Source organism: Streptomyces sp. NPDC048481, assembly GCF_043200075.1.
Lineage (GTDB): Bacteria > Actinomycetota > Actinomycetes > Streptomycetales > Streptomycetaceae > Streptomyces.
Window position 1 is genome coordinate 66,423 of sequence record NZ_JBICXC010000005.1, and the last position, 20,839, is coordinate 87,261.

The window sequence follows — 20,839 nt, forward strand, 5'->3', positions numbered from 1 at the left end:
CCTCACGCCTACGTTGCGTAGCTTCTTCATCACTCAGCCGAACCGCAGGCGGGAGGGGAGCCAACGGTGCCCGGAATCGACGAGTGTCTACTGGAGGCCATGCGGCTGCCCGGCGCACGGGGCGCCGCGTTGGTCGACTGGACGAGCGGACTGGCCCTGGGCGCGGTCGGGGAGTTCCCCGGCGGCGACCACGAGGCGGCCGCGGCCGAGGCCGCCGAGGTCGCCCGGCTCACGGCGGAGCAGCGGGCCTTCGCGCCCGACGGCTACGCCCGCCACGAGCACGCCGACGACGGCGACGGACCCGGCGGGGGCGACGCGACGGCCGGGGCGGCCGGCGTCGATCCCCCGGTCGAGGATCTGATCATCAGCAACCGGGACAGCTACCACGTGCTGCGCTTCGTGCCGACGTCCTTCGACAGCAGCGTGTTCCTGCACGTGTGGCTGGGCCGGCCGGACGGCAACCTGGCGCTCGCCCGGATCCGGCTGGGCGAGATGGCCGGACGGCTGGTGCTCGGGTGACCGCGGTGAGAACGCACCCCCAGGGGACGACCCCGCCGCCCCGGCTGCCCGTGCGGGAGAAGTCCGGGGCCCGCGACCGCGGCGGCGCGCTGTCGCCGATGCTCACCCGGCTCGCGGCCGAGCGGGCGACGGGCGTCCTGGAGCGCGAGCGCGGCTCGCTCTACCTCGCCGAGGGCCGCGTGGTGCACGCCGAGAGCCCGCTCGCCCCGGGCCTCGACGTGCTCCTCCTGGCCCACGGCACCCTCGCCCCCGCCGTCTGGCAGGACGCGGTGGACCGGGCCGACGAGGAGTACGGCGCCGCCCGTCTGCTGCTCGACGCCGGCCGCGTCCCGCGCGGCGCACTGGAGCTGTGCCACCTGGAGGCGGTGTACGACGCGGCCTACTTCGCGCTCGCCCCCAGCAGCACCCCGGGCCACTTCCGCTACGGGGCCGGGCACTGGCTGGGCGCCCTGCGGCCCGTCCCGGTCGCCGCGGTCGAGCGCGAGACGCTGCGCCGGCGCGAGCTGCTGGACCGGCTGTGGCCGGACCCGCTGACCGACGCGGCGCCGCTGCGGCGGGCCGACGCCGTCGCCGCGCCGACGCCGACCGCCCGGCAGGGCGCGGTGCTGGCCCTGGCGGACGGGGTGCGGACCGCGCCGGACATCGCCCACGAGCTGGGCCGGCAGGCCTTCCACACCCTGGTCGACGTCCGGCGGCTGGCCGCGGCCGGGCTGCTGACGGCCCTGTTCCCGCCGCCGCGCGCCCCCCACTCCCCGGCCGCCGCCGTGCCCGGCCTGCCGCCCCGTCACGCGCTCACCGCGACCGCGGGGACGGCCGCGGCCGAACCGCCGCGGGGCATCACCCTGCCCCGCGTCAACGACCCCGACATCACCCTGCTGAAGAGGCTCAGGGATGCGCTGGAGGCCCTTTGAACGGCAGCGACCGCGTGCCGAGAGGAGCGAGCTGATGGCCTCGGCGCCCGAGATACTCGACGAGCTGCGGCGGCTGCGGGCGCGGGTGCCCCAGCTGACCGGCGCCCTCGCGGCCGGCGTGGACGGCCTCGTCCTCGCCCACGACACACCCGGTGTGGAGCCGGAGGTGGTGGCCGCGCTGACCGCCGCCGCCCTCGGCGTCGCGGTGCGGATGGCGGACACCACCGGCCAGGGCGACTTCCGCGAGCTGCTCGTGCGCGGCCGGTACGGCTACGTCGCCACCTACGCGGCCGGTGAGTCCGCCGTGCTGACCCTGCTCGCGCAGGACCGCGTCAACGTCGGCCGGCTGCACCTGGAGGGCCGCCGCGCCGGAGCCCGCGTCGGGGAGCTGGTGGACGCCCGGGAGGCGGCGGCCCGGCAGGCACGGGCCTCGCCCGCCGAGGCGCCGCCGAAGCCCCCCGCCAAGCCGCCGGTGCGCACACCGGCCAAGCCCCCGACCCTACGGACCAGAACGGCGCGCGGCCCGGCCACCGCCAACGCGCGCACCACCACCGAAAGCTGACAGGAACCGAGGAGCACACGTCATGGCCAACACCGAAACCACGCTGAAAGAGTGCCTCGCCTCCATCGAGGGGGCGACGGGCGTCGCGCTCGTCGACTACACCAGCGGCATGGCGCTCGGCACGCTGGGCGGCAGCAAGACCTTCGACCTGAACGTCGCCGCCGCCGGCAACACCGACGTGGTGCGCGCCAAGATGCGCACCATGGAACACCTCGGGCTCAAGGGCCAGATCGAGGACATCCTGATCACGCTCAACGACCAGTACCACCTGATCAGACTGATCAGCGGCCGCAGCGGCAACGGACTGTTCATGTACCTCGTCCTGGACGCCAAGCGGGCCAACCTCGCGATGGCCCGCCACCAGCTCAGGAAGATCGAGGAGGACCTGGAGGTCTGAGCCCCGCGCCGGGCGGCCCCTCCGGGACGCCGCCCGCGCATCGGCCGCGACGGCGCGGACCGGGCCGAAGGACACCCGCCCGGCCCGCGCCCGCCCCGATCAGGACCCGTCCCGGTCAGGACCCGTCCCGATGGGGCCCGTTCCGCGCCCGGCCCGCCAGTCCCCGCCCGTCCCCGCCGGCCGTCAGGCGGCCAGGGCCGCGGTGCGGCGGCGCGCTCCGCCCGGTGCCGCGTCGCCCGCCGCGACGCCGGTGGCGCGGTACGCCTTGACCGCCTTGCCGGCCGGGCGTCCGCCGCGCCGGTCGAGCCAGTCGACGCGCACCCACAGCAGCACGTCGTCCTCCCGCTCGCGCCGTCCGATCCAGGCGGCCTTCCCGTACAGCCCGGCACCGCAGCCGGCGAGCAGCAGTCCGCCGGCCGAGGGCGCCGCGAGGGAGGCGGCCAGTGCGCCGAGGAAGGCGAGCAGCAGCCACCAGCGGTGACCGCGCCGCCAGGTGCGCACGGTGACCGCCCTGTCCTGGAGCACGTCGTGCTTGCCGGCCCGCGCGGCTCCGCGGCCCAGCGCGGTGAACCGGCGCCGGCCGCGCAGTCCCGTCAGCGCCGCTGCCACGATGAACAGCGCGGCCCCGGCGAGCACACCGATCCGCCGTCCCGTGAGGCCCGGCGTCAGGACGCCGGCCCCCGCCGCCACCACCCCGCACCACCACATCGGCGCGGCTCCGGCCCGTACGACGACGGCCACCCGAGCCAACCCCTGTCCTCCGCGTGCCACGTCCGCCTCCTCGTCACTCAGGCACTGTTTCCGTGACCGCGCAGACTAGTGAGCGAACGTGAGACGAGTCTGAGAGCGCGCCGCGCCCGCGGGCGGGGTCACTCCACGAACAGGCCGCGCGCCGCCGCCCGCGTGTCGAACTCCTCCAGCCGGGCCTGCGCGTCCGGCAGGTCGTCGCACATCGCCTCCAGCAGCACCCGCCCGAGCAGCATCGGCGCACAGGCCGTGTCGAAGGCGAGTCCGGTGCCGACGGCGGCCGGCAGCAGCAGGTCGGAGACCTTGGCGACCGGCGCGAACGCGGAGTCGGCGACCGTCACCACGCTCAGCCCGGCCTCCCGGGCGTAGCCGAGGGTGTCGACGACCTCGCGCGGGTGGCGGGGCAGCGCGAAGCAGAGCAGGGCGGAGGCGCCGGCCCGGACGGCGGCGTCGATCCGGTCGTGGATCATGGTGCCGCCTTCGTGCAGCAGCCGTACGTCCGGATGGACCTTGGCGGCGAAGTACGCGAACCCGTACGCCTGGGAGGCGGCGGCCCGCAGGCCGAGGACGGGCAGCGGACGCGAGGCCGCCAGCAGCCGGCCCGCCCGCCGCACCGGGCGGGGGTCGGCGAGCGCCTCGGCGAGGTGGCGCAGGTTCTCGATCTCGGCCTCGACGGCCTGCTGGTACTCGTTGTACGAGGCGGTTTCCGCGGGCTGCCCGGCCGGGGCGACCTCGCGCAGATGCCTGCGCAGGGCGGGGTAGCCGTCGAAGCCCAGGGCGACCGCGAAGCGGGTGACGGACGGCTGGCTGACCCCGGCCAGCTCGGCCAGTTCCACGCTGGACAGGAACGGCACGTCGGCGGCGCGGCGGACCATGCTGTGGGCGATCCGGCGCTGCGTAGGCGTCAGCCGGTGCCCCTCGAACAGGGTCTGCAGCCGGGCGGCGGGACCGTCCGCCCCGGCCCCCGGCCCGCTCTCGCCGAACTCCGTCTCCGCGCTCATGCCCCGCTCCCCCTCCAGGTGTCCGTGGTGTCCGTGAACCGGTCCGGCAGTGCGCCAGGAGCCCCGGACCGCACCTCGCACCCGAGGCCGGACCGGACGCCACCGCGCCGCTCCGTCGACGATCCATTCACTCACCGAGAACTCTGCATGACGTCATACAGCCGGGCAAGGGGTTCCCGCCCGCGGGCCCCACCGGGACAGGGGGGCTAACCCCAGTGCGCCGGGCGTCCCCCGCTCCCTAGCCTTTGTCCATGACGGGACGGGAGACGGCCATGGACGCGCGGGACACGGACCTGAAGAAGGAACTGGACGCCACCTTGCAGACGCGCAGGGAACTGGGCGAGGAGTACGAGTCCGCGCTGGTGGACTCGTTCCTGGAGAAGGTCGACCAGCGCATCGACAGCGCGGTGGAGCGCCGGGTGCGGCGCCGGCTGGCCGAGCAGCAGATGGCGACGGCCCGGGGGGCGCGCTCGCCCGGGTCGGCGGACTCCTGGGGCGAGCGCTTCGGCTTCGGCATCGTCTCGCTGATCCTGGCGATCCCGCTGTCGGCGGTCTGCGGCGCCTTCGCCGGCTTCGCCGGCGTGGTCACCACCTGGATCGGCGTCGTCGGCGTGAACTTCGTCCAGGCCGCCCGCAGCAACCCCGACCTGCTGTCGGGTCCGCGCCGGCGGTCCGTGCGGGACGACGACTGACCCGCGTCCGGGGCGTCACGCCTGCCGGGTCGGCAGGACCACGATCTGCCGCAGGTTGACGTGCCGGGGGCGGCTGGTCGCGTAGGCGACGACATCGGCGATCTCCGCCGAGGACAGCGCCCCGATGGCGTCGAGCATGCCGTCCAGCTGCCCGGCCAGTTCGGCGTTGTCGAGATGCGTGGCCAGTTCGGTCTCCGTCAGCCCCGGCTCGACGTTGGTGACCCGCACGTCCCGCGGCCCGAACTCGGTGCGCAGCGACTGGGACAGATAGGTGACGGCGGCCTTGGTCGCGCCGTACACCGCGTAGTTCGGGAACGTGATGTGCGCGCCGATGGACGAGACGTTCACCAGGTCGGCGGCGCGCCCCCGGGACGCGCTCTCCACCAGGTCGCCGGTGAAGGCGCGGATCATGCGCAGCACCCCGGTGACGTTGGTGTCGAGCATCCGCTGCCACTCGTCGGCGCGGCCGGCGTCGACGGGGTTGGGCAGCATGACGCCGGCGTTGTTGACGACCAGGTCGACGGTCCCGTAGGCCTCCCTGATCCGGTCGGCGGCGGCGGTCACGGACGCGTCGTCGGTGACGTCGGCGACGACCGCGAGGGCCTCGCCGCCGTTGGCGCGGATCTTCTCGGCGACCGCCTCCAGCCGGTCCGCGCGCCGGGCCAGCAGCGCGACCCGGGCGCCCGACGCGGCGAGCAGCGCGGCCACCGCCTCCCCGATCCCGCTGGCGGCGCCGGTGACGACGGCGGTCCGCCCGGCGAGGCTCGGGTACGGCGTCGCGAACGGGACGTCCCGCGGGGTCGGCCGGGGGTCGTCGTGCAGGTCGCCGCGCAGGTTCTCGTGCAGGTTCTCGTGCGTCATCCGTCGCTCCCGGTGTGGTGGGCCGGGGCGTCTCCCCGGCGGCACGCACCACTGTGGCCGCCCGTCCCGGAGCTACCCAGGGATGCGCTTTTCCTGGGTCCGGCAGTACCAGGTTCGCCGGGCGCCCGTCCCCTACGATCGAACCCATGGACGGGGACCTCGGAGATTTTCTGCGCTCGCGCCGTGCTCGCATCCGGCCGGAGGAGGTCGGACTGCCCTCGCACGGGCGCCGGCGCGTCCCCGGTCTGCGGCGCGAGGAGGTGGCGCAGCTCGCAGGAGTGAGCGTCGACTACTACATACGCCTGGAGCAGGGCCGCGGCCCCGCCGTCAGCGACGCGGTCCTGGACGCCGTGGCCCGCGTACTGCGCCTGGACGACACCGAGCACGCCTACCTGCGCGCCGTCGCCCGCCCGCGCAGGTCCGCCGGGCGGCCGTCCGCGCCCCGCGTCCGGCCGGGGGTGCGGGCGCTGCTCGACAGCATGGAGCGCACGCCCGCGTTCGTGCTGGACCAGCGGATGGACGTGCTGGCGTGGAACCCGCTCGCCGACGCGGTCTTCGGCTACAGCGGGAGCGGGCCCGAGGGCCGCAGCATCCCCCGGCACGTGTTCCTCGACCCCGGCTCGCGCGACTTCTACCCGGAGTGGTCCGCGGTGGCCGTCCAGTGCGTGGCGCACCTGCGGATGCTGGCGGGCCATCACCAGGACGACCGCCGGCTGACCGCGCTGGTGGGGGAGCTGTCGCTGAAGAGTGAGGAATTCCGCAGGCTGTGGGCCGATCACCCGGTCCGGGAGTGCGCCTACGGGGTGAAGCGGATCCAGCACCCGGTCGCGGGCCTGCTGACCTTCCCCTACGAGACGCTGGCGGTGGCGGCGGACCCGGACCAGACCCTGCTGGTCTACACCGCGGAGGCGGGCTCCGAGACGGAGGAACGGCTGCGGCTGCTGGGCAGTTGGGGAGCCGCACCGGTACGTACGTCGCCCTGAGAAGCCCGGCCGGGCCGGGAGGCTTGCGCGGGGACCGCCGCACCCCCGTTGCCGGGGGGCGGGACGACGGCGGTCCCCGCGAGGGACGCGGGCCGGGTCAGGCCGGGCTTGCGTCCGTGGCGTCGTGGGAGGTCCGGGAGCCGCTCCGGAGGTCCGTGACGCCGTTCACCTGCCGGCGGGGGAGCCGCTCCCCGCCGACACCCCTCACGATGCCGGACGCGTGTTAACCCGGTGCTGCGTGCACGTGACACGCGCGTAGCACTTCCGCGAAGTCGACCGATCCGGTGGGGAAACGGAAGTCCGGTGCCTCGGGGGGCCGTTCACCGCAGGTTTCCCCGCGATCACGGCCCCCGTCACGCAAAGGTCACTTTCCGCCCTTGGCCAGGAAGGCCAGCAGGTCCTGGCGGCTGACGACCCCGGTGGGCTTGCCCTCGACGAGGACGATCGCCGCGTCGGCCGTGCCGAGCACGGACATCAGGTCGCCGACCGGCTCACCGGAGCCGACCTGCGGCAGCGGCGCGGACATGTGCTTCTCCAGCGGGTCGTCGAGCGAGGCCCGCTGGGTGAACAGGGCGTCCAGCAGCTCCCGCTCCACGACCGACCCGACGACCTCGGCGGCCATGACGTCCGGGTGACCGGCGCCCGGCTTCACGATCGGCATCTGCGAGACGCCGTACTCGCGCAGCACCTCGATGGCCTGGCCCACGGTCTCGTCGGGGTGCATGTGGACGAGGGACGGGATGGCGCCGTGCACCTTGTCGTTGAGGACGTCGGCGACGCGGGCGCTGGGGCCGTCGTCCTCGAGGAAGCCGTAGTCGGCCATCCACTCGTCGTTGAAGATCTTGGAGAGGTAGCCGCGGCCGCTGTCGGGCAGCAGGACGACGACGACGTCGTCCGGGCCGAGCCGCTCGGCGACGCGCAGCGCGGCGACGACGGCCATGCCGCAGGAGCCGCCCACCAGCAGGCCCTCCTCCTTGGCCAGCCGCCGGGTCATCTGGAAGGAGTCCTTGTCGGAGACGGGGACGATCTCGTCGGCGACGGTGCGGTCGTAGGCGGTCGGCCAGAAGTCCTCGCCGACGCCCTCGACCAGGTACGGCCGCCCGGACCCGCCGGAGTACACGGAGCCCTCGGGGTCGGCGCCGACGACCCGCACCCGGCCCTCGCTGGCGTCCTTCAGGTAGCGGCCGGTGCCGGAGATGGTGCCGCCGGTGCCGACGCCGGCGACGAAGTGGGTGATCCGCCCCTCCGTCTGCTCCCACAGCTCGGGGCCGGTGGAGTGGTAGTGGGAGAGCGGGTTGTTCGCGTTGGAGTACTGGTCCGGCTTCCACGCGCCCGGCGTCTCGCGCACCAGCCGGTCGGAGACGTTGTAGTAGGAGTCCGGGTGCTCGGGGTCCACGGCGGTCGGGCAGACGACGACCTCGGCACCGTAGGCCCGCAGCACGTTGATCTTGTCCGTCGACACCTTGTCGGGGCACACGAAGATGCAGTGGTACCCCTTCTGCTGGGCCACGATGGCGAGCCCGACACCGGTGTTCCCGCTGGTCGGCTCGACGATCGTGCCGCCCGGCTTCAGCTCTCCGCTCTGCTCGGCGGCCTCGATCATGCGCAGGGCGATGCGGTCCTTCACGGAACCGCCCGGGTTGAAGTACTCCACCTTGGCCAGGACGGTCGCCCGGATGCCCTTGGTCACGCTGTTGAGCTTCACCAGCGGGGTGTTGCCGACGAGGCTGATCATCGAGTCGTGGAATTGCACCGTTGTCTCCGGTTGCTTGCAAAAACAGTGGTCGTAGTGGTCCCGCCAGGGTACGGGGCGGGCCCCGGCCGGAGCGGCATGTTCACTCCTCGTCGAGATTGGGCGACCGTGCGTACGGGGCAAGGAGTGGGTGTACGGACACGAGGAGGTGGCGTCGAGGCATGACGAGCATGTCGAGGGCGAGAGTGGCCCGGCGCATCGCGGCCGGCGCGGCCTACGGCGGCGGCGGCATCGGGCTGGCCGGGGCGGCGGTGGCCGGACTGGTGCTGGCGGAGGTGCATCTGGCCCGCCGCCAGGTGAACAACGGGACGCACCCGCACGTCCCGCACGCGGACGGCCGCTACGGCACCGCGTACGACGCCCCCGGGCCGGGCCGGGAGCCCCTGCGGCTGACGATGCTGGGCGACTCCACGGCGGCGGGCCAGGGGGTCCACCGCTCCGGGCAGACCCCGGGCGCCCTGCTGGCCTCGGGGCTGGCGGCGGTCGCGGAACGGCCCGTGGAGCTGCGCAACGTGGCGCTTCCCGGCGCCCAGTCCGACGATCTCGACCGGCAGGTGGCGCTGGCGCTCCAGGACTGCGACCGGGCGCCGGACGTCTGCGTGATCATGATCGGCGCGAACGACGTGACGCACCGCATGCCGCCCACCCGCTCGGTGCGGCACCTGGCGGCGGCGGTCCGGCGACTGCGCACGGCCGGCGCCGAGGTCGTCGTCGGCACCTGCCCCGACCTGGGCACGATCGAGCCGGTCCAGCAGCCGCTGCGCTGGCTGGCGCGCCGGGCGTCGCGTCAGCTGGCGGCGGCCCAGACGATCGGCGCCGTCGGGCAGGGCGGCCGCACGGTGTCGCTGGGCGACCTGCTGGGACCCGAGTTCGAGGCGAACCCGCGCGAGCTGTTCGGCCCCGACCACTACCACCCGTCGGCGGAGGGCTACGCGACGGCGGCGATGGCCGTGCTGCCCACGGTGTGCGCGGCGCTCGGCCTGTGGCCGGCCGACGAGGAGCGCCCGGACGCCGCCCGCCGCGAGGGCTTCCTGCCGGTGGCCCGGGCGGCCGCGGAAGCGGTCGCGGAACCCGGCACGGAGGTGACGGCGGCGATGCCGACCGGCCCCCGGGGCCCCTGGGCCCTCCTGAAGCGACGCCGCCGCCGCCGGGTGACAGAACCAGAACCCACCACCCGCACCACAGCCTGACCGACAAGCCCGTCCGGCACTTCACCACCGGGCCGCACAACCAGCCCGTCCGGCCCTTGAGGACGAGGCCGCACAACCAGCCCGTCCGGCGCTTGAGGACGAGGCCCGTTCAGGGGCGAAGGGGGTCTGGGGGCACAGCCCCCAGGGCCGCTCACCCCACCAACCCGCACAACCCCTCACCTCCCCGACCCGCACAACCCCCCGCACACCCCGGCCGCACAAATCCCGCCCCGCCGCCGGAGGCAAAAGCAAGCGCTTAGTAAATTGCGGCCAGGGTCACATCCCCACCCCCGTGACCCAGGCCATACGTACGGGTAACTTCCCAAGCAGCCGCCCGTACGACCCGTCCAGTCCCCTTGGAGCCGTGATGCCCGAAGCAGTCATTGTCTCGACCGCCCGCTCGCCCATCGGCCGCGCCTTCAAGGGCTCCCTGAAGGACCTGCGCCCGGACGACCTCACCGCCACGATCATCCAGGCGGCCCTCGCCAAGATCCCCGAGCTGGACCCGAGGGACATCGACGACCTGATGCTCGGCTGCGGCCTGCCCGGCGGCGAGCAGGGCAACAACCTCGGCCGCATCGTGGCCGTGCAGATGGGGATGGACCACCTCCCCGGCTGCACGATCACCCGTTACTGCTCCTCGTCCCTCCAGACCAGCCGCATGGCCCTGCACGCCATCAAGGCCGGCGAGGGCGACGTCTTCATCTCGGCGGGCGTCGAGATGGTCTCCCGGTTCGTCAAGGGCAACTCCGACAGCCTGCCGGACACGCACAACCCGTTCTTCGCCGAGGCGGAGGCCCGCACCGCGGCCGTCGCCGAGCAGGAGGGCACGAGCTGGCACGACCCGCGCGAGGACGGCCTCGTCCCCGACGCGTACATCGCCATGGGCCAGACCGCGGAGAACCTCGCCCGCGTCAAGGGCGTGACGCGCCAGGACATGGACGAGTTCGGCGTCCGCTCGCAGAACCTCGCCGAGGAAGCCCTCAAGAACGGCTTCTGGGAGCGCGAGATCACCCCGGTGACGCTGCCCGACGGCACGGTCGTCAGCAAGGACGACGGCCCGCGCGCGGGCGTCACGATGGAGGGCGTCCAGGGCCTGAAGCCGGTGTTCCGCCCCGACGGCCTGGTGACCGCCGCCAACTGCTGCCCGCTGAACGACGGCGCGGCCGCGGTGGTCGTCATGAGCGACACCAAGGCGCGCGAGCTGGGCCTCACCCCGCTCGCCCGCATCGTGTCGACGGGCGTCTCGGGCCTGTCCCCCGAGATCATGGGCCTCGGCCCGGTCGAGGCGAGCAAGCAGGCCCTGCGCCGGGCCGGCCTCACCATCGACGACATCGACCTGGTCGAGATCAACGAGGCGTTCGCCGCCCAGGTGATCCCCTCCTACCGGGACCTCGGCATCGACCTCGACAAGCTGAACGTCAACGGCGGCGCCATCGCCGTCGGCCACCCCTTCGGCATGACGGGCGCCCGGATCACCGGCACGCTCATCAACTCCCTGCAGTTCCACGACAAGCAGTTCGGTCTGGAGACCATGTGCGTGGGCGGCGGCCAGGGCATGGCGATGGTCGTCGAGCGCCTGAGCTGACCCCCGCGTGAGGTGACGGGAACGCGGCGAGCGGCCGCCCGGCACGGCGAGGACGCCGCGTGGCGCGGCGACTTGACGGAGTCTCTGCGTAACCGTTTCAGCACTCGTGGTCACGGATCAGCCCGGAGTCCGGAAAGCACCTGGACTCCGGGCCTTTTTGTGATCCAATCTCCCCCAGGATGTGACCTATCTCCCTCCCAGAGGGATTTACCCAGCTCAGCGCCTTTCGGCAGCAAACCCCAGGCCCAAAGTCCTGTCCGTTTCGTGACGTTACGCACTGACAGCTGGATAGTCCACCCTTCAAGCTGATGTAGGAAGTCGGGGGTCGACTTTGAACCGGGAGTACGTCAGTGAGCGCCATGCCGATCGCCTTGCTGGTCACCACGGCCGCCACGGGCGCCGTGGGCGTCGCCGTCCTGCGCACCCTCTTTCAGCTGCGCCGGCAGGTCGCCGCCCTGCACGCCGAACTCGCGAGGAACGCCGAGAGTGCCGAGAGCGCGGCCGCGCACCTGCGCGGCTTCGTGCCGGCCGCCCGCACCACCGCCGACGCGGCTGAGATACGCGCCGCGGTGGCCGAGGCGCTCGCGGAGGAGCGGGAGCGGGAGCTGGCCGAGGCGCGCGCCTTCTGGGCCGCCCAGGAGGCCCGTGACGGCTCCGACGCCCCCTCCCTGCTCGGTCTGCCGGACAGCGAGCTGTTCCTGCCCCGCCAGGCGGACTTCATCGGCCTGGAGCCGGTGACCGAGGCCGGCGCGGACGGCGACGACTTCAGCGGCGAGTCCGCGGAGCTGGCGGCCGCCCGCCGCCGCCACCCCTCGCACCCCGACTTCGTGCCGGTCCAGTCACCGGTCGTGAACGACCACGAGCGCACGGTGGCCACGCTGGAGGAACTCGCGGCGGAGCAGGTCGAACTGACCGACGTGCGGCCGGGCCCGCTGGGCACCCTCGACGTCTACGTCTTCGCCGACGGCACCACCCTGTGCATGACGCCGGGCCACCGCGAGACGGCGGAACGCCTCGCCGCGGCCCTCACCGCGGGCGAGACCCCGTTCCTGCTGGGCGGTTCGGGCGTCTCCGGCGCCTACACCCTGACGTTCCAGTGCGGCGCGGACAGCGTCTACATCCTGGCGGACCGGGTCATAGCGAGCCTCTGAGACACAGCCGCGGGCGCGTCTGCGCCCCCGCCCGTGAGGCTCACACGCCGGCGCGTTTCTGCGCCTGCGCCACCAGTTCCACCGCTTCTTCCACCTGGCCCTCGTCCGTGAGCACGAGGGCCAGGTCGTGCGCGGCGACGGTGATCTGGTCGGCGGCGGCGAACATCCCGGCGTCGGGCATCTCCCGCGGCGGCGTGCCGGGCTCCTCGACGAGCTGGGCCCGCCGGGCCAGCTCCCTCGCGAGCGCGAGCGCCTCGGCGGCGGCGCCTCTTTGCAGCCGGCTCTGCGGGGCGGCGCGCAGACGGTCGGCGAAGCGGTCCACCGCACGGGTCAGGGACGTCGTATCAGCCACGCCGCGAGAGTACGCGTCGCACCGGGACTGTTGCCAACGGGCGGACACTCAGGCACGGTGACCTGAAGGACCGGCTTACATCCCCTTTGCTACCGGAGGCGCCGATGTCCCATGTCCTCTCCGAGGAGACCCACCGCAACATACTGGCCCGCATCCCCCACTGCACCGGTCGTGAGGTCTCCGACTGGCTGCGCACCGTCGACGAAGGCCCCGCTCTCCGCTTCGAGGAGAAGGTCAGCTGGCTGCGCGCCGAGCACAACCTCGCGTACGGCCACGCCAAGGCGATCATCCACGAGTACGACCTGAGGAGGGCCGCGCGCAAACTGACGTAGCGCGCTCGCGACGCACCCACACAGACGCGGCGAAGGGCCCCGGGACGGTGTCCCGGGGCCCTTCGCCGTGGTGTCGCGCGGTGCGCGGCGGGTCAGTCGCTGTTCAGGATCGACAGGAGCCGCAGGAACTCCATGTAGATCCACACCAGCGTCATCGTGAGGCCGAAGGCGGCGAGCCAGGCCTCCTCGCGCGGGGCGCCGTAGGCGATGCCGTCCTCGACCTGCTTGAAGTCGAGGGCGAGGAAGCAGGCGCCGAGGATGATGCCGATGATGCCGAACACGATGCCCAGGCCGCCGCTGCGGAAGCCGAGGCCGTCACCGCCGCCGAAGACCGCGAACAGCAGGTTCACGGCCATCAGCAGCACGAAGCCGATGGCGGCGGCCATCACGAAGCCGTAGAAGCGGCGGTTGACGCGGATCCAGCCCGCCTTGTACGCCACGAGCACGCCGGCGAAGACCGCCATGGTGCCGAGCACCGCCTGGGCGACGACGCCGTCCGCGATGTAGGTGGACACCGCGCTGGAGATCACGCCGAGGAAAACGCCCTCGAGCGCGGCGTACGACAGGATCAGCGCGGGCACCGGGCGTCGCTTGAACGACTGGACCAGCGCCAGCACCATGGCGACCAGACCGGCGCCGACGGCGATGCCGTACGACTTGTTGATGTTGGCCTCGTCGACCGGCAGCAGCAGCCACGACAGGACCGCCGCGACGACCACGGCGCCGAGCGTGGTCGCGGTGCGCGCGACGACGTCGTCCATGGTCATCCGGCCGGTGGCGGCCGGGGCCTGCGGCGGGACGCCGTACTGCAGGTCCTGCTGGGCGTAGGGGTTCTGCGCGTACGGGTTGCCGGCCTGCTGGGCGTACGGGTTGCCCTGCTGCGTGCCGACTGCGGGTCCCCCGGCCTGCGGCGCGGCGTTGAAGCCCGCGTAGCCGTTGTCGCGGCTGAACCCCCGTCGCGAGAAGACCGGGTTTCTGCTCCTCATTGCACTCCTCCATGGCCACACTGCGCGGCCTTGGCTCAAGGGTAATAGGTAGGCAAAGGATTGACCCTAGTGCTTGGGGAGGATCTTTCCCTCATCCTGTCGCGCAACACGCTACGCCGCCTGGTGATTCCCGGCCGGGGCCGTCACCGATCATGACCAAGCCGGGACAAGGCCGGTATCCCACGGAGACCGGACGAACCCCGCCGTTCGATCAATCGAACGAGAAGCCGGTGTAGCCCTCGGCGAGATCGGTCTCCGCGGCCCGAGAGGAGGCGATCCGCTCCAGGCGGGCGAGCTGGAGCCGCTCCTCGAAGGGGGTGGCGCCGGGGGCGGGGTGCAGCAGGGCCGTCATGTCGCAGGAGAACCGCTCCGCCTGCCACACGCGCCGCAGACAGGTCGCGGAGTAGGCGTCGAGGAGGGCGGACGAACCGGTGTCCCTGCGGTGGGTCAGGGCACGCGCGAACGTGACGACGTCCCCGACGGCGAGGTTCAGCCCCTTGGCCCCGGTCGGCGGGACGATGTGGGCCGCGTCCCCGGCGAGGAAGAGCCGGCCGTGCCGCATGGGCTCGTGGACGTAGGACCGCATGGGAGTGACCGACTTCTGGGTGATGGGGCCGCGTTCCAGCTTCCAGTCGTCGTCGGTGACGAGCCGTCGGTCCAGCTCGTCCCAGATCGCCTCGTCCGCCCACTCCCGCGCGTCCGTGCCCTGGGGCACCTGGAGGTAGAGCCGGGAGACGGACGGCGAGCGCATGGAGAGCAGCGCGAAGCCGCGCGAGTGGCGGGCGTAGACGAGTTCGTCGTGCGAGGGCGGCACGTCGGCGAGGATCCCGAGCCAGCCGAAGGGGTACGCACGCTCGAAGACGTGGGCGGCCGCGGCCGGGACCGCCTTGCGGGCGACGCCCCAGAAGCCGTCGCAGCCCACGACGTAGTCGCACTCCAGGACGTCCTCGACGCCCTCGTGCCGGAAGCGCACGCGCGGCCGGTCGGTGGCGGCGTTCTCGACGGCCAGCGCCTCCGCCTCGAAGAGCAGCGGGCCGCCCTGTGCGAGCTGGAGGGCTATGAGGTCCTTGCACACCTCCGTCTGGGCGTAGACCGTCACGGACCGGCCGCCGGTCAGGGCGGGGAAGTCCACGCGGTGGCGCCGCCCGGCGAACCGCAGCTCGATGCCGTCGTGGCGCAGTCCGGCCCGGTCCATGCGCTCGCCGGCGCCGGCCGCGCGCAGGACGTCCGCCGTGCCCTGCTCCAGGATCCCGGCGCGCTGGCGGTTCTCCGCGTAGGCCCGGTCCCGGCTCTCCAGCACGACGGAGTCGATGCCGGCGACATGGAGCAGGCGGGCGAGCAGCAGGCCGGCGGGGCCGGCGCCGACGATGCCGACGGTGGTGCGCATCCGGCCATCCTCCCAGGAGAGTTCGCACAGTGAACTTTTTTTCACTAACTTCGGACGTGAGTGTGCGCCCGCACTCGGCGGGTGTCAACGGTCGAGACGGCTGGAGGGGTCGCCGAGAGGTCGGAAGTGCCCAGAGCCGGACTTGAACCGGCACGCCCGCGAAGGGGCAGCGAGGTTTAAGCTCGCCGTGTCTGCATTCCACCATCTGGGCAGGCCGAGGGCTCCGCTTGACCTGTCGACCCTATCGGGATCCGTCCCCCCGTCCGACGGCGGTCAGACCCGATGTTGTCTTATTTTATTGATGTCTGAGGGTGCATCAGCACCGATGACCCACTGTCCGCACTTGCCAGCAGCCTCCCGTGCGGAAACCGCTTGTGCATGCGGAATGACGGAATTTCACCGTCCGAACGAGGTTGCTCCACCGGTTCTTGACGAACGTCCAGCAGACGGGCGGGCGCGGGAGCGAGCAGGGGTCCGGCGTCATCCCCAGGTATGACACGGGAGCCCCCGGTCCGTCCGGAGTCTGCCTTCAGAACCGGAACAGCGGCTGACTACACGACGGCCCCCGGCCGCGACGATGGTTCACGTCCCCAAGGAAACCGCCGTCGTCCCGACAGGAGCACCACTCCGTGACCACCAGCCCCCTCGCCGACCGGACCACCACAGCGGCCGCACGCGCCACGGAACTGTCGAAGATCTACGGACAGGGCGAGACCCAGGTGGTCGCCCTGGACCGGGTCTCGGTCGACTTCCGCCAGGCCGAGTTCACCGCGATCATGGGGCCCTCCGGCTCCGGCAAGTCCACGCTCATGCACTGCGTGGCGGGCCTGGACACCTTCTCCTCCGGCTCCGTGCGCATCGGCGACACCGAACTCGGCTCCCTGAAGGACAAGCAGCTCACCAAGCTCCGCCGGGACAAGATCGGCTTCATCTTCCAGGCGTTCAACCTGCTGCCGACGCTGACCGCGCTCGAGAACATCACCCTGCCGATGGACATCGCGGGCCGCAAGCCCGACAAGGAGTGGCTGGACAAGGTCATCCGCATGGTCGGGCTCGCCGACCGGCTCAGCCACCGGCCCTCGCAGCTCTCCGGCGGCCAGCAGCAGCGGGTCGCCGTGGCCCGCGCCCTGGCCTCGCGGCCGGACATCATCTTCGGCGACGAGCCGACCGGCAACCTCGACTCCCGCTCCGGCGCCGAGGTGCTGGGCTTCCTGCGCAACTCCGTGCGCGAACTCGGGCAGACGGTGGTGATGGTGACGCACGACCCGGTGGCCGCGGCCTACGCGGACCGGGTGGTCTTCCTCGCGGACGGCCGGATCGTCGACGAGGTGCACGGCCCGACGGCCGAGTCGGTGCTCGACCGCATGAAGCGGTTCGACGCCAAGGGCCGCACCAGCTGACCCGTACCGGACCGACCGGGCCCGCCTCAGGGCCCACCGGGACCGACCGGGACCCAACGCAAGCCACCGCTCGCCGACGAGCAGGACTGAGAAGACACCACCCATGTTCCGTACCGCCCTGCGCAATGTGCTCGCGCACAAGGCCAGGCTCCTGATGACCGTGCTCGCCGTGATGCTCGGCGTGGCCTTCGTGTCGGGGACCCTGGTCTTCACCAACACCATCTCCGACGCCCTTCAGAAGAGCTCCGCCAAGGGCTTCGACCAGGTCGACGTCGCCGTGACCGGCGAGTCCCAGCCGGACGTCGGCGACCGCATCGTCAAGACGCCCGAACTGACGCAGGCCACGCTGGAGCGCGCCGCGAAGGCGCCGGGCGCCGCGTCCGCCGTCGGCGTCGTGACCGGCTTCACCGCCATGGCCGACAAGGACGGCAAGCTCATAGGCGGCGGCTTCCAGTCGCAGGGCGGCAACTACTGGGGGACGAAGGACGCCCGGTACCCGCTCGTCTCGGGGCGCGCTCCGCGCGGCGTGAACGAGGTCGTCATCGACGAGAAGACCGCCGAGCGCGCCGGGTACGAGGTCGGCGACACCGTGCGGATCTCCGTCGACGGCCCGGTCCTCTCCCCGCGCGTCACCGGCGTGTTCAGCACCGACGACGGCAACGTCGCCGCCGGCGGCAGCCTCGCCCTGTTCGACACGGCGAGCGCGCAGAAGCTGTTCGGCAAGCCCGGCGTCTACGACGAGATCGACGTGAAGGCGGCCCCCGGGACCTCGCAGAGTGCGCTGAAGTCCGCCCTGGACGCCGCGCTGCCGAAGGACCAGGTCGAGACCACCACCGGCAGGCAGCTCGCCGACGACCAGGCGGAGGTGATCTCGGCGTCGATGAGCGGGATGAAGCAGGGGCTGCTGGTGTTCGCCGGCATCGCGCTGTTCGTGGGCACCTTCATCATCGCCAACACCTTCACCATGCTGGTCGCCCAGCGCACCAGGGAACTCGCCCTGCTGCGGGCCGTGGGCGCCTCGCGCCGGCAGGTCACCCGGTCGGTGCTGATCGAGGCGTTCGTGGTCGGCACGGTCGCCGGCGTGACCGGACTGGCGGCCGGCGTCGGCATCGGCGCCGGGCTGCGCTCGCTGCTCGGGACGCTGGGCGCGACCGTCCCCGACGGGCCGCTCGTCGTCTCCCCCGGCACGGTCGCCACCGCCATGGCCGTCGGCATCGTCATCACCATGGTGGCGGCCTGGCTGCCCGGCCGCCGGGCCGCGAAGATCCCGCCGGTCGCCGCGATGAGCAGCGTGCACGCCGCCGCGACCACCCGGTCGCTGGTGCTGCGCAACACGCTGGGCGCGCTGTTCTCGGCGGCGGGCGTGGCCGTCGTCCTCGCCGCGACGACGATGGACGGCTCCGACGGCCAGGCCCCCATGGGCCTCGGCGCGGTGCTTCTGATCATCGGCGTGTTCATCCTGACCCCGCTGCTGTCCCGACCGCTGATCGCGGCCTCCGCGCCGGTGCTGCGGATCTTCGGGGTGTCGGGCAAGCTGGCCCGCCAGAACTCGGTGCGCAACCCGCGCCGCACGGCGGCCACGGCCTCCGCGCTGATGATCGGCCTCACCCTGATCACCGGCATGACGGTGATGGCGGGCAGCCTTCAGAAGTCCATCGACAAGATGGCGTCCGCCGCGATCAAGGCCGACTACGTCGTGTCGATGGCCAACGGCAACGAGCTGTCCCCGGACGTCGACGCGAAGCTGAAGACCGTCGACGGGGTGACCGCCACCAGCCCGATGCGCAACGCGCCCGGCCGCATCGACGGCGAGACCGAGTACCTCACCGGCGTCGACGGCTCCGCCTTCGGCAAGCTCACCGACCTCCCGATGGACAACGGCGCCTTCACGGTCGGCGGCTCGCGGGTCGTCGTCGACGCGGGCACCGCGAAGTCCTACGGCTGGAAGGCCGGTTCGTCGTTCACCGTGCACTACGAGGACGGCAAGAGCCGGCGGCTGACGGTCGCCGGGGTGTACGAGAGCAACGAGCTGATCCGGGGCATCCTCCTCGACAACGCGGCGCTGACCCCGCATGTCGAGGACCCGGCCGACATGCAGGTCATGGTCAAGACGTCCGGCGGCGTCTCGGACGGCACGAAGGACCGGCTGGAGAAGGCCCTCGGCTCCAACCCGGCCATCAAGGTGCAGAGCAAGCAGGACCTCTCCGACGAGATCGCGAAGATGTTCACGCTGCTGCTGAACATGCTCTACGGGCTGCTCGCCATGGCGGTGATCGTCGCTGTCCTCGGCGTCGTCAACACCCTCGCGATGTCCGTCTTCGAGCGCTCCCAGGAGATCGGCATGCTGCGCGCCATCGGCCTGGACCGGCGCTCGGTGAAGCGGATGGTCCGGCTGGAGTCCCTCGTGATCTCGCTCTTCGGCGGGGTGCTCGGCATCGGGCTCGGCGTGTTCTTCGGCTGGGCGGCCGGCGAGCTGCTCGGCACGAAGATGGCCACGTACGAACTCGTCCTGCCCTGGGGCCGGATGGCGCTCTTCCTGGCCCTGGCCGCCGGGGTGGGCATCCTGGCGGCGCTGTGGCCGGCCCGCCGGGCCTCCCGGCTGAACATGCTGGCGGCGATCAAGTCGGAGTAGCGGTACGGGGGGACGGCACAGGAGAAGGGGCCGCGCGCCGGGAGACGGCGCGGGCCCCTTCGTCCGTTCCGGGTCAGTTCCAGGTGCGGGCCCGCAGCGGCATCCCCGAGTCGCCCGACTCGGGGGTCCGCACGGCCAGGATCTGGTTGACGCCGATGCGGTTGCGTTCGAAGGCGACGGCGGAGGCGGCCATGTAGAGCCGCCAGACGCGGGCGCGGCCGGGGCCGGTCAGGTGGACGGCCCGGTCCCAGCCCTCCTCCAGCCGGGCCACCCAGCGGCGCAGGGTGAGGGCGTAGTGCTCGCGGATCGACTCCAGGTCGCGGACCTCGAATCCGGCGCGTTCGAGGTGGCCGACGGTGGTGCCGACGGGGGCGAGTTCGCCGTCGGGGAAGACGTAGGCGTCGATGAAGGCGTCAACGCCGTAGGAGGACTCGTCGCGCTGCGGGCGGCGGGCGATCTGGTGGTTGAGCAGCCGTCCGCCCGGCTTCAGGAGCGCGTGCAGGACGCGCGCGTACTCCAGGTATCTGGCGGAGCCGACGTGTTCGGCCATGCCGATGGAGGAGATCGCGTCGTACGGGCCGTCGGCGACGTCGCGGTAGTCCTGGACGCGGATCTCGACCCGGTCGGTCAGTCCGGCCTCGGCGACGCGTTTGCGGGCGTGGGCGGCCTGCTCCTGGGAGAGCGTGATCCCGACGACGCGCACGCCGTGCTCGCGGGCCGCGTGGACCGCCATCGAGCCCCAGCCGCAGCCGACGTCCAGGAGTCGCTGTCCGGGCGTCAGGGCGAGCTTGCGGCAGACGAGTTCGAGCTTGTCGCGCTGGGCGTCCTCGAGAGTGCCGTCCGGGGTCTGCCAGTAGGCGCAGGAGTACACCATGGACGGGCCGAGGACGAGTGCGTAGAAGTCGTTGCCGACGTCGTAGTGGTGGCTGACGGCGCGCCGGTCGGTGCGGCGGGTGTGCAGGTGGCCCGTGCGGCGGATCTCCTCGCGGGGCGGGGCGGGCGGCAGCGGGGGGCCGGCGAGCCTGAGCAGATTGCGGGCCGCGGCGCGGAACCCGGGGTCGCGCAGCGCTCGGGCGAGGGTGCGGGCGTCGTCGTCGCGCTCCCACAGAAGCCCGGAGACCAGGTCGAGCGCGGTGTACAGGTCGCCCTCGATCTCCACGTCGCCGGCCACCCAGGCGCGGGCCAGGCCCAGTTCGCCGGGCTTGAACAGAAGGCGGCGCAGGGCCCGGCGGTGGCGTACGACCAGGGTCGGCGCGCCGGGAGGGCCGGCCTGCGAACCGTCCCAGGCGCGCAGACGCAGCGGGAACGGTGCGTCCAGCAGCTGTTCGACGAGTCCATGGAGCCGCGGCGCGGCGTCGGCCATGATGCACACCTCCGTGACGGTGATCCCGGAAT

At 72.7% G+C, this 20,839-nt stretch carries 20 protein-coding genes and 1 tRNA gene; 12 read left to right on the forward strand and 9 right to left on the reverse strand.

What is annotated here, in order from left to right; translation table 11 throughout:
* Positions 1–66 precede the first annotated feature (66 nt).
* From ACGFSH_RS17260 to ACGFSH_RS17275, 4 genes are read left to right on the forward strand one after another with little or no spacing between them, the layout of a single operon-like run.
* Positions 67–519 (forward strand): hypothetical protein, encoded by a 453-nt coding sequence (locus ACGFSH_RS17260; RefSeq protein WP_393349282.1) that lies wholly within the window; start codon positions 67–69, stop codon positions 517–519.
* A complete protein-coding gene (locus tag ACGFSH_RS17265) occupies positions 516–1,430 on the forward strand; it encodes a transcriptional regulator (RefSeq protein WP_393349284.1) in 915 nt (304 codons plus the stop codon). The genes ACGFSH_RS17260 and ACGFSH_RS17265 overlap by 4 nt, the downstream gene beginning before the upstream one ends.
* 34 nt (positions 1,431–1,464) lie before the next feature.
* A complete protein-coding gene (locus ACGFSH_RS17270) occupies positions 1,465–1,992 on the forward strand; it encodes a roadblock/LC7 domain-containing protein (RefSeq protein WP_393349286.1) in 528 nt (175 codons plus the stop codon).
* A gap of 22 nt (positions 1,993–2,014) precedes the next feature.
* On the forward strand, positions 2,015–2,389 hold the full coding sequence (locus tag ACGFSH_RS17275; RefSeq protein WP_393349288.1) for a hypothetical protein: 375 nt from the start codon (positions 2,015–2,017) through the stop codon (positions 2,387–2,389).
* A gap of 183 nt (positions 2,390–2,572) precedes the next feature.
* Here ACGFSH_RS17275 and ACGFSH_RS17280 read toward each other — a convergent pair whose 3' ends face one another.
* On the reverse strand, positions 2,573–3,160 hold the full coding sequence (locus ACGFSH_RS17280) for a hypothetical protein (protein ID WP_393349290.1): 588 nt from the start codon (positions 3,158–3,160) through the stop codon (positions 2,573–2,575).
* A gap of 98 nt (positions 3,161–3,258) precedes the next feature.
* Entirely contained in the window at positions 3,259–4,137 is an 879-nt protein-coding gene (locus ACGFSH_RS17285; RefSeq protein ID WP_393349292.1) for a MurR/RpiR family transcriptional regulator, read from the reverse strand.
* A 272-nt stretch (positions 4,138–4,409) separates the two neighbouring features.
* Between ACGFSH_RS17285 and ACGFSH_RS17290 the strand changes: the two genes are divergently transcribed.
* Entirely contained in the window at positions 4,410–4,829 is a 420-nt protein-coding gene (locus ACGFSH_RS17290) for a hypothetical protein (protein ID WP_393350028.1), read from the forward strand.
* 15 nt (positions 4,830–4,844) lie between these two features.
* Here the strand turns inward: ACGFSH_RS17290 and ACGFSH_RS17295 are convergent, their stop codons facing one another.
* Positions 4,845–5,690: an SDR family oxidoreductase gene (locus ACGFSH_RS17295; RefSeq protein ID WP_393349293.1), complete on the reverse strand. Its 846-nt coding sequence runs from the start codon at positions 5,688–5,690 to the stop codon at positions 4,845–4,847.
* A 146-nt stretch (positions 5,691–5,836) separates the two neighbouring features.
* Here ACGFSH_RS17295 and ACGFSH_RS17300 point away from each other — a divergent pair, with 146 nt between their 5' ends.
* A complete protein-coding gene (locus ACGFSH_RS17300; protein ID WP_393349295.1) occupies positions 5,837–6,673 on the forward strand; it encodes a helix-turn-helix transcriptional regulator in 837 nt (278 codons plus the stop codon).
* A 364-nt stretch (positions 6,674–7,037) separates the two neighbouring features.
* On the opposite strand, the gene ACGFSH_RS17305 is transcribed toward ACGFSH_RS17300, so the two are convergent.
* Positions 7,038–8,426, reverse strand: a complete 1,389-nt coding sequence (locus tag ACGFSH_RS17305; RefSeq protein WP_393349297.1) for a cystathionine beta-synthase — start codon at positions 8,424–8,426, stop codon at positions 7,038–7,040.
* Between the two features lie 161 nt (positions 8,427–8,587).
* Between ACGFSH_RS17305 and ACGFSH_RS17310 the strand changes: the two genes are divergently transcribed.
* The 3 genes from ACGFSH_RS17310 to ACGFSH_RS17320 all read left to right on the forward strand — a co-directional run bounded on the left by ACGFSH_RS17310 (position 8,588) and on the right by ACGFSH_RS17320 (position 12,355).
* Positions 8,588–9,616 (forward strand): SGNH/GDSL hydrolase family protein, encoded by a 1,029-nt coding sequence (locus ACGFSH_RS17310; RefSeq protein WP_393349299.1) that lies wholly within the window; start codon positions 8,588–8,590, stop codon positions 9,614–9,616.
* A 367-nt stretch (positions 9,617–9,983) separates the two neighbouring features.
* Complete coding sequence (locus tag ACGFSH_RS17315; RefSeq protein WP_393349300.1) at positions 9,984–11,204, forward strand: acetyl-CoA C-acetyltransferase; 1,221 nt, start codon at positions 9,984–9,986, stop codon at positions 11,202–11,204.
* Between the two features lie 350 nt (positions 11,205–11,554).
* Positions 11,555–12,355, forward strand: coding sequence for a hypothetical protein (locus tag ACGFSH_RS17320; protein ID WP_393349302.1), 801 nt, complete (start codon positions 11,555–11,557; stop codon positions 12,353–12,355).
* A gap of 40 nt (positions 12,356–12,395) precedes the next feature.
* Here the strand turns inward: ACGFSH_RS17320 and ACGFSH_RS17325 are convergent, their stop codons facing one another.
* Positions 12,396–12,707 carry a hypothetical protein gene (locus ACGFSH_RS17325; RefSeq protein ID WP_329410690.1) on the reverse strand — a complete coding sequence of 104 codons (312 nt, stop codon included), beginning with the start codon at positions 12,705–12,707 and terminating at the stop codon, positions 12,396–12,398.
* Positions 12,708–12,811: 104 nt separating this feature from the next.
* On the opposite strand from ACGFSH_RS17325, the gene ACGFSH_RS17330 reads away from it, so the two are divergent.
* Positions 12,812–13,039: a DUF4287 domain-containing protein gene (locus tag ACGFSH_RS17330; RefSeq protein ID WP_256918764.1), complete on the forward strand. Its 228-nt coding sequence runs from the start codon at positions 12,812–12,814 to the stop codon at positions 13,037–13,039.
* Between the two features lie 92 nt (positions 13,040–13,131).
* Here ACGFSH_RS17330 and ACGFSH_RS17335 read toward each other — a convergent pair whose 3' ends face one another.
* From ACGFSH_RS17335 to ACGFSH_RS17345, 3 genes are all read right to left on the reverse strand, one after another.
* A complete protein-coding gene (locus ACGFSH_RS17335) occupies positions 13,132–14,025 on the reverse strand; it encodes a Bax inhibitor-1/YccA family protein (protein WP_393349305.1) in 894 nt (297 codons plus the stop codon).
* A gap of 211 nt (positions 14,026–14,236) precedes the next feature.
* Positions 14,237–15,412: a 4-hydroxybenzoate 3-monooxygenase gene (locus tag ACGFSH_RS17340; RefSeq protein ID WP_393349307.1), complete on the reverse strand. Its 1,176-nt coding sequence runs from the start codon at positions 15,410–15,412 to the stop codon at positions 14,237–14,239.
* Between the two features lie 127 nt (positions 15,413–15,539).
* Positions 15,540–15,623 (reverse strand) — tRNA-Leu (locus ACGFSH_RS17345).
* A 418-nt stretch (positions 15,624–16,041) separates the two neighbouring features.
* On the opposite strand from ACGFSH_RS17345, the gene ACGFSH_RS17350 reads away from it, so the two are divergent.
* Entirely contained in the window at positions 16,042–16,812 is a 771-nt protein-coding gene (locus tag ACGFSH_RS17350; protein ID WP_393349309.1) for an ABC transporter ATP-binding protein, read from the forward strand.
* Positions 16,813–16,915: 103 nt separating this feature from the next.
* Entirely contained in the window at positions 16,916–19,444 is a 2,529-nt protein-coding gene (locus ACGFSH_RS17355; protein WP_393349311.1) for an ABC transporter permease, read from the forward strand.
* A 73-nt stretch (positions 19,445–19,517) separates the two neighbouring features.
* Here ACGFSH_RS17355 and ACGFSH_RS17360 read toward each other — a convergent pair whose 3' ends face one another.
* Positions 19,518–20,807 (reverse strand): class I SAM-dependent methyltransferase, encoded by a 1,290-nt coding sequence (locus tag ACGFSH_RS17360; RefSeq protein ID WP_393349313.1) that lies wholly within the window; start codon positions 20,805–20,807, stop codon positions 19,518–19,520.
* Positions 20,808–20,839: the final 32 nt, after the last annotated feature.

Bases quoted from the DNA above. Each gene is read 5' to 3' on its own strand.
- ACGFSH_RS17270 (WP_393349286.1), top strand. From the start codon at position 1,465: ATGGCCTCGGCGCCCGAGATACTCGACGAGCTGCGGCGGCTGCGGGCG.
- ACGFSH_RS17275 (WP_393349288.1), top strand. From the start codon at position 2,015: ATGGCCAACACCGAAACCACGCTGAAAGAGTGCCTCGCCTCCATCGAG.
- ACGFSH_RS17285 (WP_393349292.1), bottom strand. From the start codon at position 4,137: ATGAGCGCGGAGACGGAGTTCGGCGAGAGCGGGCCGGGGGCCGGGGCG.
- ACGFSH_RS17290 (WP_393350028.1), top strand. From the start codon at position 4,410: ATGGACGCGCGGGACACGGACCTGAAGAAGGAACTGGACGCCACCTTG.
- ACGFSH_RS17295 (WP_393349293.1), bottom strand. From the start codon at position 5,690: ATGACGCACGAGAACCTGCACGAGAACCTGCGCGGCGACCTGCACGAC.
- ACGFSH_RS17300 (WP_393349295.1), top strand. From the start codon at position 5,837: ATGGACGGGGACCTCGGAGATTTTCTGCGCTCGCGCCGTGCTCGCATC.
- ACGFSH_RS17310 (WP_393349299.1), top strand. From the start codon at position 8,588: ATGACGAGCATGTCGAGGGCGAGAGTGGCCCGGCGCATCGCGGCCGGC.
- ACGFSH_RS17315 (WP_393349300.1), top strand. From the start codon at position 9,984: ATGCCCGAAGCAGTCATTGTCTCGACCGCCCGCTCGCCCATCGGCCGC.
- ACGFSH_RS17330 (WP_256918764.1), top strand. From the start codon at position 12,812: ATGTCCCATGTCCTCTCCGAGGAGACCCACCGCAACATACTGGCCCGC.
- ACGFSH_RS17335 (WP_393349305.1), bottom strand. From the start codon at position 14,025: ATGAGGAGCAGAAACCCGGTCTTCTCGCGACGGGGGTTCAGCCGCGAC.
- ACGFSH_RS17340 (WP_393349307.1), bottom strand. From the start codon at position 15,412: ATGCGCACCACCGTCGGCATCGTCGGCGCCGGCCCCGCCGGCCTGCTG.
- ACGFSH_RS17355 (WP_393349311.1), top strand. From the start codon at position 16,916: ATGTTCCGTACCGCCCTGCGCAATGTGCTCGCGCACAAGGCCAGGCTC.
- ACGFSH_RS17360 (WP_393349313.1), bottom strand. From the start codon at position 20,807: ATGGCCGACGCCGCGCCGCGGCTCCATGGACTCGTCGAACAGCTGCTG.